Source organism: Pseudomonas sp. NPDC090755 (assembly GCF_044769005.1).
Taxonomy (GTDB): Bacteria; Pseudomonadota; Gammaproteobacteria; order Pseudomonadales; family Pseudomonadaceae; genus Aquipseudomonas.
The window spans coordinates 1-8,950 of the sequence record NZ_JBIVXC010000043.1; the positions used below are offsets into that span (position 1 = coordinate 1).

Here is an 8,950-nt window from a genome sequence, read left to right on the forward strand (position 1 = left end):
CGGAAATCGACCATGCCGTCATTGATCAGCGCACCCACCTCCGAATTGCCGGTCACGTCCCAATGGCTGCTGCCATCGACCTTGACGTTGACCGGGTCGATGGTACCGGTCAGGCGGCTGTTGTCGAGCAGGTTCAGCCAGCCCGAGCTGCTGTCACGGAAGGCGATATCGCCGGTCAAGGTCGAGCGTTCGACGTTGGTCGTCAACTGGCTGCCGTTCTTCGCCTCCAGCAGCAACGTGCCGCTGGCCGCTTGCAGTGCAGTGTCCTTGATGGTCAACTGAGCGTTGGTGGCAGCGTCGGCCAGCACCAGACCGCTACCGCCCTCCAACACCGCCTTGTCGACGATCGCATGCATGCTGTCAGCACCCGACAGGCTCAGCACCGCCTTGTCGACCGCGCCGCCATGCCAGCCATCTTCCAGCCACAGGGTACCGCCCTTGAGCTGCAGGCCGCCGGCCAATTCCGAGCCCTGGTTCTTGGTGGAGTGCTCGATGTGCAAACCGCCCGCCCCTTGCTTGATGACCGAGCCTGCGCCCAACATGCTCAAGCCGGTGCTGTACATACCGTCCTGACCAATGGCACCCGAGTAGTCATACACCAGGTCACCGTCGGTTATCACCCCGGCTGCACCTGAGGCGGTCAAGGTTCCGTCGATGAGGCGCGTCGTGCCGGTGAGAAGGGCGCCATACCTGACGCTGAGTGACCCGCGATTGATGGTGGTGTCATGAGCAGAATCACCCTCTTCAGCTACAACGAAAGAACCACCCTTCTCAATTAATACGTTATCGGCTTGATGGGTAATGGCATTGATGTAGAAGCTACCCAATGAGTTGGTGCCGGACACGTTGGCATCGGTAGATGCAACAAGAATCCCTCCCACCTCTTGATTAACAAGCGAGGAATATGACCCAACACCTGCCAGAAGCTTTCCTCCCGAGCGGAGGGTCGTACCTTCGCTAGTCCCTCCGTCATAGACAACTTGCAGCCCCCTATCATTTACCGTGGTGGCGTGGGCCTGGCCACCGAATATTTGTTGCTGACCACCGCTATTGATTATTGACTCAGTCGCATATCCATTATCGAGTACCTGCAAGCCACCCTCATTAATAGTGGTTTTATGCGTCCACCCGTTGCGAATTTTTTGCTGCCCACCGTTATTGATCGTGGCATCAACAGCATGAGCAAAAGTACCATCGACAGCCTGTAGACCACCGTTAATAATGGTTGCGCTTGCCGAACCGTTGACTAGGCTTTGCTTACCACCGACATTAATTGTGGTCTCGCTTGCGCTAGCAGCCTCACCATCGACAACCTGTAAGCCACCGTCATTAATAATTGTTGTATTTGCTAAACCATTGAGAATGCTTTGCTGCCCACCGCTATTGATCGTAGTATCGCTCACGATAGCGGCATCACCATCAACAACCTGCGCACCATCACCGTTAATAACGGAATGACCGGCCACGCCGTTGCTTTGCACTAACTGCGTCCCGCCACTATTGACAGTGGCACCTCGGAGTTCACCGCCGGACCCAACTGCCTGCACGCCGCCATCCTGAATGATGGAATTACTGGCGATACCTCCGCTGACAACGCCTTGCATACCTCCAGAATTGATGAGCGTGTTGTTGGCAACACCTCCAGCAACATACTGCCTCCCCCCCATGTTGACCACCGCGCGGTCAGCCAGCCCAGCCTCAAACACTTGCTGCACACCACCCTCATTGACAATGGCGCTATTGGCGACACCATCAATAGCTACTTCCTGTTGGCCACCATTATTAATCGTGGTGTCATTGCTCACCCCACCATAAGCAACACCCTGCCTGCCACCATCTATAACAGTAGCTTTATTAGTAACACCACCCCTGTTCACTTGGTAGCCACCACTAATGATGCTTGTGTCATTAGCCACGCCACCGATTTCCACGAACTGTTGCGCATCCACTATTTCGCCCGTTACCGTCTCGGTAACGTTACTCGTAAACGCTGCCATTGCTGGCGGAACAACTGCACCAGATGCAAGTAAAAGTGTTGCCACCTTGACGGTATTGATTGTCGCCCCCTTGCCGCGCGCCTTGCTGATTTCTGAAACAGCTACCCAGGCGCTCAACCGAAAACTCCAGACGAGCCGATATATATGATTAATTCCCGACGCCTTCATCTAAATTCACGCTCGAATTTTAACTAGCTACTTGCCATTCCTTTCCTAAAAACCAGCGAATTCCCAATAACCCACTGCAGACCTGGACACCCCTGACCATAAGCACCCAACCTGGACAGGGCTTGAGCGACAGCGGAAATCAAGAATCCCTTGGAGAATATTGAAATTAATCGGTAAAAAATAATTGACGTTTGCGTCGATTTTTTTGACATTTAGCGACACCCAAGTGAGTGCCCGCTGTTTTTTATCCGCCAGCAGAAAAAACCAGCCATCAGCATCGACTTGAGACTTGAGGGCTCATGGCTTTTGCAAGGCAGTACAGGTTCACCCTGGCTGGCAACAGCAATCAGACCTGTCTACAGCGAAGCGACGCAAGCCCGCTCACTCCTCCTCGGTAAGCACTTTTACCCGGCCAGCATGCACCGCGTTGACCAGTTGCTCATGGTCCCGCTCCGTCTGATCGGCATAGCACAGAGCAAAGTCTCCCAGCGCCTCGTCGAACGCATCACTCTTTCCCAGGTAACCGGCGATGGTCGCGGAGTCGCCAGACTTGGCATGGGCTCGTGCGAGGGTCAGGCCGCAAAAGTCTGCATAACGCTCCAGCTGCAGGGCATTAATGTTTTCAAGCGGTACCGACAGCTTCATGTCACGCAGTTGGCGTACGAAAAAATCATACCCGGCGCGCCCGCGCGTCCAACCCAGAAAGATGTCACTTGAAGACTGCATCAGACGCTGCCCCATCACGACCCTTTGCCCTTGGTTCATGTACTGGCTTTTGCCCGCATAAGGCTCCAGCACCGAACGGCATGACTCCTTGAACTGCAGGATCAGCGGATGGTTCTCTTCGGAAAACAGCAACGCAACGTAGCAACGCGTCCCGACACTTCCGATACCAACGACCTTGAGTGCGACATCCACCAACTGATAGCGATCGAGCAACAGGCGGCGCTCATCGGAAAGGCTCTGGCGGTAGTCAATCAGGCCCTGTCTGGCACGGTCCATGAAGCCCGGATCGGTGACATGCTGAATCACCGGCGGCTGATCCACGATACGCGGCTGACCCGCGACAAGCTCAGCGATCTTGGGAAAGACACTTTCCATTACCCGCTCACGGGCACGGTCGAACAATTGCTGGCGAAACTTGCGCGCCTTGGCGTCAGGCGCCGACTCCAGCAATGTCTGAGCGTCAAGGCGCGAGTACCAGACCTCCAGAGGGTTCATCTTCGAATAACGGCGCAGATGTTCACGGTAGGCTCGCGCGCAGGCGATGGCGATTTCACGGGCACGGGGATCAGCAGCGCCGCCGTCACGCGCGGCCACGGCAAAACTCGCGACCAGGCGCTTGACGTCCCACTCCCAGGGTGCCGGCAGGGTTTCGTCGAAGTCGTTGAGGTCGAATACCAGGTTGCGCTCGGGTGTAGCGAACAGGCCAAAATTGAGCAAATGGCAGTCACCGCACGCCTGCACCTTCACACCAATATCCGGCCCCCTGGCCAGATCATGTGCCATCAGTGCCGCCGAACCGCGCAAGAAGGTAAAAGGGCTTCGCAGCATGCGCCCATAGCGGATAGGTACCAATTCCTGAAGACGGTCTCGGTTGGACGTTTCCAGTATGGCAATGACGTCGCGCGGTTTGGATGACCTCCACTTGGCATGTTCTTCGCGAGGAACCTGCTCACGCAATCGCTTACCGTGGGCTACGCGCTCCTCACGAGAGCGAAATGCCGTAGTCGATTCGTTTTTGCTGGATTTCTCGGTGGAAGAGTGCCTGTGAGAAGCCATGATGTTGTCATCACCTGTTCGCTACCAAGAGACGATACGGAGTGTCGACAGCTCGTTCCCGGTCCATCACGCGTAGGGCCTTGCGTCGACCTTCCCTACTCTTCACGGTAGTTCAACTCTATCTCTTTGCACCACGCCGCCCTGGTGATAAGCCGCACAGGCGAGCAAGCGGTTTCGCTATCGTTGCCGACCGACTCCCTGATATACCGGCCCCCGCGCAGAACCGAGGAACAGCAAAGTCCATGTAATAATACCGACGAAGCCAAAAACCAGGTCGTTAAATATCAAAAACAAGTCAGCGCAAGTCAATTCCCGTTTTAGCGCCCAAGATAATATAGCTTGGGCCGTGGCTCACCCGTGTACTGCCGAGAAATTGAAGTTCCCTCATTTGAAAGGATATCCCATGAAGCGATTACCTGATTTCAAGAAAGTAGTCACCTGCCATGATGCTGAAGGTCGTGCCATTGTCTTTTCCTGTGGCCCGACGACGCACAGCGTTCCGATCAAGGCCGTGCCAGGCATGACATTCCATGAAATCTGGAACAGCACAGCCTGCCCCGTGCCTCTGGATAACAGCGACGACCCTACTGCCCAACCCTTGAAGCTGAGCCCACTCCCGCAGGGAAGCGTCATCCGTGTAGTCGACTTCCCTCCAGACACTGTTCAGAATCAGGTCAGCGCAGAAGACGTCGCTGCTGCACTTGCGCAAGTGGGTGAAACCCATTCCAGCCATCACACCACCGGCACCCAACACAAACTCATGCATCGAACCGAGACCCTGGACTACGGCATCGTCATGGAGGGCGAGCTGTGGCTGGTGCTTGATGATGGCGAAGTTCATCTCAAACGTGGCGACATTGTAGTGCAACGTGGCACCAATCATGCCTGGAGCAATCGTACCGACGCCATGGCGCGGATGATTTTTGTATTGTTGGATGGTCGCTATGCCGAAAACATTCAAAAACTTCTGCAATAAATAACCGGCTCTGCAGCGCCCGTGACGTAAACATAGCCACGAACCACTGCCTACCCGCCCAGGTGCCCTCTGGAGCGGGCTTGGCCACGCGATCAAAGGTTGCGACGAATACCTCACAACCTTTGAACCTGGCGATAACTGCTTTAAGTCAGTTATCTTTAATTTTCTCAAAAGACAAATGCATGTCGGAGGCCCAGCCATCCAGTACTGCTTTGACATCAGCGGCCTTCATCACTTGAGATGAGTTGGCTAACGTCTTACCCGCGCCCTTACGAACAACCTTCGCAACTACTCGCCCATCAGTTGCATCGACGAACTCGGCTTCCGTTGCAATATTGGTGTCCTGATCGCGGATACCCGTCGCAGCGCTAATTCCCGCCGCGACCAGCGCAATTGGAATCACCTCATAAACATGCAAGCCTTGTGTCTTTGCACTCACAGCCGTAATAGCAGGCCTGACGATCAAGGTGCCGGCACTCGGTGTCATGACAATCGGTAGTGTTTTAGAAAATTCGCGATTCAGTGCCTGGTCGTAATATCCTGCTATTCCGTCCAACGTCATCTGCGGAACCGTTGCTGAAGCCTGGGGCTTTGGGTAGAACTGACTTGGCTCTATGTACAGCCTCTTATATTTTGACGCATCAACACCTGGCTGTATCCAGCGCATGACTACAGCCCCTGAAGGCGACTTTGTTTCTGCAAGGCCATTATAATCGCTGAGAAAACCTGAATATTGCTCAGGGTTAACGACCTTGCTGGTACACCCTCCCTGGAAAAGCATACTCGCACAAACCAACAGCGCCCCGGCTTTAAAATTCACAATAGAATCCACAGTCAATGTCCATTATCAGGAAGTAGAAAAATATTGAACAGCTCAGCTTTGTACTAAGAGGAAATTTACGAGGCACAGGGCCCGTCCGCCCCAGGGGCTCATGTCAAAAAAACGCCCCTAAGAAGGTGAGCAGAAGACCGGGTGGCCGGTTTGCGAGCGTTTCGCGCTCGATCGCGGGACAAGCCCGCTCCCGCAAAAATGGTCACACGCACTTTAGGTACAAAACCTGGTGGTAGCCTAGCTCTTGATCATCACGCAAATTGTTCGCGGGCTGATGATCGGAATGGTTCCTGCCCCTTGCTTCGCGGCCAGCCACATTCGAGCTCGATCTACATTGATACGCCCGCCGCTTACATCGAACAAGGTGAGAGCCGCCCTGCTGACTCGATAGTGCCCACACTCCGGGCACGCAAGTTCCTCATAGTCACTGCCAGTATCCACCGCCAGAGCAGGTAGTTCACAGATCAAGCACTGCATCGCCAACTCCTTCAGCTGATCGCGCAACCGCAGTCGGACGCTTCGAAGCATCCAATGCCTATGGGAAACCGATTCAGCCACATCGAGAAGAGGGTCGCCCAGCACCAGAAGGTTAGCCGCCAGCCCGCTGCCCCTTGCGTGCCAGCGCTCGCCTGCAAGCGCTGGCACAAGGCTCAATCGGTGCCGTATTTTGGCGATCGTGGGCCGAACAGCAATCCAGCCGGTTTGCCAGCCGAAAGGAGGCGCGCGCTTGTAATGCCGGCAATGGGGTAACCAGAGTCTTCCATCGAGCTGTTGATGATCTGCTTCACAGCAGCGGTGATCAGCATGCCGACCAGACCACCGTTGTTGCCGTTGTTGCCGTTGTTGCCTTCCTCGCTGGACGCCGTCGCGGTACCCGTCCACAAACTGGTGCCGCTCTTGAGGTCGACCAACCTGGCGCTGGCGGTAACGATGGTGGCGCTGCTAATCACCCTATACGAGGTACCATACTCCCTGACCGTGATGTAGAGACCGGTATCAGCACCGTAGATTTCCCGAAGTTTGGCCGGGGATACCTGATGAACATCTCCAGCGTTGCCCAGACCATTTTGTCGAAACGTTTCGTCCGCCAGCGCCACCGGAACTACGTAGTAGCCAGCTTCGGCGAGCGGGAAGGTCACCTGAGACAGCAGGCTGTAGGTCGCCTTTACATCAAGCGACTCGTTCAGCGGTGGCAAAACCAGGATAGAGCGTGGCTTGGCTTGCTTGAATGCCGAATAGTCGACACTCTTGGTCGACGCACAGCCAGCGAGCAGAGTCAGCAAAGAAGCCCCCATGAGCAGCCGGGTAAAGCCGATACGTGTCAATTGGCACCTCCGCGGGTGTTCTTCAGGAGAAAGTCCATGTAAGGGGCTGACTCAGGGAACAACGCCTTCTCAGCCTCGAACTCGCGAGCCATCTGGTCTCCCTTACCCAGGCTGGAGTAGAGAAGCCCGAGCTGGGCGTGGTAGCCCGGTGGAACCGCTCCATTCTTTGCCTTGATCTTCTGCAGGTCAGCCTCCAGCGCCTGGAGTTGAGCCTCTTTCGACTCGCCCTTGAAGTACTCGTGGACCTGCTCCTGATAACCCTCCCACTGGTACAGCGTTCTTGGTGTACTGCAGCCCGCAAGCACCAGGCTTCCCAGCAGCACTGCCGTCCATGCGGCTGAACTATCCATTTTTATTGTCACGCCGTAGCCCCCTTTTGCCTCAGTTCTGCGGCTTCCAGGCGCCGCTTTCGAATGCATTTGCCAGCTTGTTCACCGCTTCCCGCATGGCCAGGTCGAGAACCTTGCCGTTGAGCGTGGAGTCGTAGCTGGCGGTACCGCCGAATCCAATGATTTCTCGGTTCGAGAGTGCGTATTCGCCAGCCCCCTGGCTCGAATAAATGACCTCGGAGGTGGAAATATTGACAACGTTCAGCGCCACCTTGGCGTAGGCCACCTGAGTTTTGCCGCGCCCGAGAATGCCGAACAATTGGCGGTCACCCACCTCCTTGCGGCCAAACTCGGTGACATCGCCGGTCACCACATAGTCCGCCCCCATCAGACGCTGGCCCTGGCCCTTGATGACGGACTCCTGCTGGATCTCGTTCATGTTGTCGCGATCCAGCACGCTGAAGCGGTGGGTCTGCTGCAAATGGGTTATGAGGATGGTCTTGGCTTGACCACCAAGTCGATCAACTCCATCGGAGAAAATGCCGCGCATATAACTGGAGCGATTGTCGAACTTGCCGACTGCGATGGGCGAACGCACACCGCTGTAGGGGCGATTGACACTCTCGATCTGTTGTATCGGCAATGCGGTAGAAGTCTCTGTGGCACAACCTGACAGGCCCACCATGCTGATAGCCGCAAGGACCGGCAGGACTGCACATCTTATTCTGGTTATCATGTAACTTTCCTTGAAAGAACAGACTATTTGCGCTTGGTTCTACAGGCAAACAGTCAACTGGAATTACTCTACGCAGGATGGCGCAAGGTCATCAGCCATGATTGCGCCCAACAAACCGAAAAATGCGAATACAGAAATCGAAAATTTTATTTTCAAGCTGTGGCACACCACACCATGCAGCTGCACATTCTCTACTTAATTAAGTTAATTTAATTGGCAAATCATGACCAACAATTAACTTTTCGCGACACTCAGATCAACTCAAATCCTCGAAACGAATGGAGTTCACTCATAAGCGCTCTAAGCGACTGTACAGCCTGGAAGATCGAGAAACGGCCCAGGCTGCATCAGCCAGAGCCCTGGCAGGAGCTCTGACTGATCAAGATGTTTTACCAGAGGTACCGATAACCCACCGTCACCGCGTAAGGCTGCTCGATATCGCTGCCAGTGGCGTACTCCACGTCCAGCGAAATCTTGCTGCGCTCGCTCACCTGCAGCACCCCGCCCGCGCCGACCTCGGTGCGGTTGCCCGGCAGTTCGCTGGCAAGCGAATGGCCATTGACCCGCACCTCACTGTCACCGGCGTGCTCGGCGACGTAGGACGCCTTCACATAAGGCTGCGCCCGCATGCCGCCGGACAACTCCAGCTCACGCCCCAGCAGTGCGCCGGCACGGCTCTGCAGTGAATCGACCGCATCCGACTCCACGCGCAGGCCGTTGCTCGCGGTATAGCTGCCGCCCTCGGTGTGGGTGGCGGTAATCTCCAGTTGTGGCTCGACGAACCAGCCTTTGTTCAGCTGGATGC

8 protein-coding genes are annotated in these 8,950 nt (G+C 55.5%); 1 reads left to right on the top strand and 7 read right to left on the bottom strand.

Features of this window, described 5'->3' with window-relative positions:
- Together ACIQUS_RS26960 and ACIQUS_RS26965 are read right to left on the bottom strand one after the other, a co-directional pair.
- Positions 1 to 2,114: AIDA repeat-containing protein (locus ACIQUS_RS26960; RefSeq protein ID WP_403054139.1), on the bottom strand; the 2,114-nt coding region annotated here is incomplete at its 3' end.
- Positions 2,115 to 2,546: 432 nt separating this feature from the next.
- Entirely contained in the window at positions 2,547 to 3,848 is a 1,302-nt protein-coding gene (locus ACIQUS_RS26965; RefSeq protein WP_403054142.1) for a DUF2252 domain-containing protein, read from the bottom strand.
- Between the two features lie 502 nt (positions 3,849 to 4,350).
- Here ACIQUS_RS26965 and ACIQUS_RS26970 point away from each other — a divergent pair.
- On the top strand, positions 4,351 to 4,923 hold the full coding sequence (locus tag ACIQUS_RS26970; RefSeq protein WP_403054145.1) for a cupin domain-containing protein: 573 nt from the start codon (positions 4,351 to 4,353) through the stop codon (positions 4,921 to 4,923).
- A gap of 148 nt (positions 4,924 to 5,071) precedes the next feature.
- On the opposite strand, the gene ACIQUS_RS26975 is transcribed toward ACIQUS_RS26970, so the two are convergent.
- From ACIQUS_RS26975 to ACIQUS_RS26995, 5 genes are all read right to left on the bottom strand, one after another.
- Entirely contained in the window at positions 5,072 to 5,743 is a 672-nt protein-coding gene (locus tag ACIQUS_RS26975) for a DUF3313 domain-containing protein (protein WP_403054148.1), read from the bottom strand.
- Positions 5,744 to 6,405: 662 nt separating this feature from the next.
- A complete protein-coding gene (locus ACIQUS_RS26980; RefSeq protein WP_403054160.1) occupies positions 6,406 to 7,050 on the bottom strand; it encodes a DUF799 domain-containing protein in 645 nt (214 codons plus the stop codon).
- Between the two features lie 26 nt (positions 7,051 to 7,076).
- Complete coding sequence (locus ACIQUS_RS26985; RefSeq protein WP_403054151.1) at positions 7,077 to 7,430, bottom strand: DUF4810 domain-containing protein; 354 nt, start codon at positions 7,428 to 7,430, stop codon at positions 7,077 to 7,079.
- Positions 7,431 to 7,461: 31 nt separating this feature from the next.
- Entirely contained in the window at positions 7,462 to 8,145 is a 684-nt protein-coding gene (locus ACIQUS_RS26990) for a CsgG/HfaB family protein (RefSeq protein WP_403054154.1), read from the bottom strand.
- A 389-nt stretch (positions 8,146 to 8,534) separates the two neighbouring features.
- Positions 8,535 to 8,950, bottom strand: a 416-nt coding sequence (locus ACIQUS_RS26995; RefSeq protein WP_403054157.1) for an autotransporter outer membrane beta-barrel domain-containing protein, incomplete at its 5' end; no start/stop codon positions are given.

Bases quoted from the DNA above. Each gene is read 5' to 3' on its own strand.
- ACIQUS_RS26990 (WP_403054154.1), bottom strand. From the start codon at position 8,145: ATGATAACCAGAATAAGATGTGCAGTCCTGCCGGTCCTTGCGGCTATC.
- ACIQUS_RS26985 (WP_403054151.1), bottom strand. From the start codon at position 7,430: ATGGATAGTTCAGCCGCATGGACGGCAGTGCTGCTGGGAAGCCTGGTG.
- ACIQUS_RS26970 (WP_403054145.1), top strand. From the start codon at position 4,351: ATGAAGCGATTACCTGATTTCAAGAAAGTAGTCACCTGCCATGATGCT.
- ACIQUS_RS26980 (WP_403054160.1), bottom strand. From the start codon at position 7,050: ATGGGGGCTTCTTTGCTGACTCTGCTCGCTGGCTGTGCGTCGACCAAG.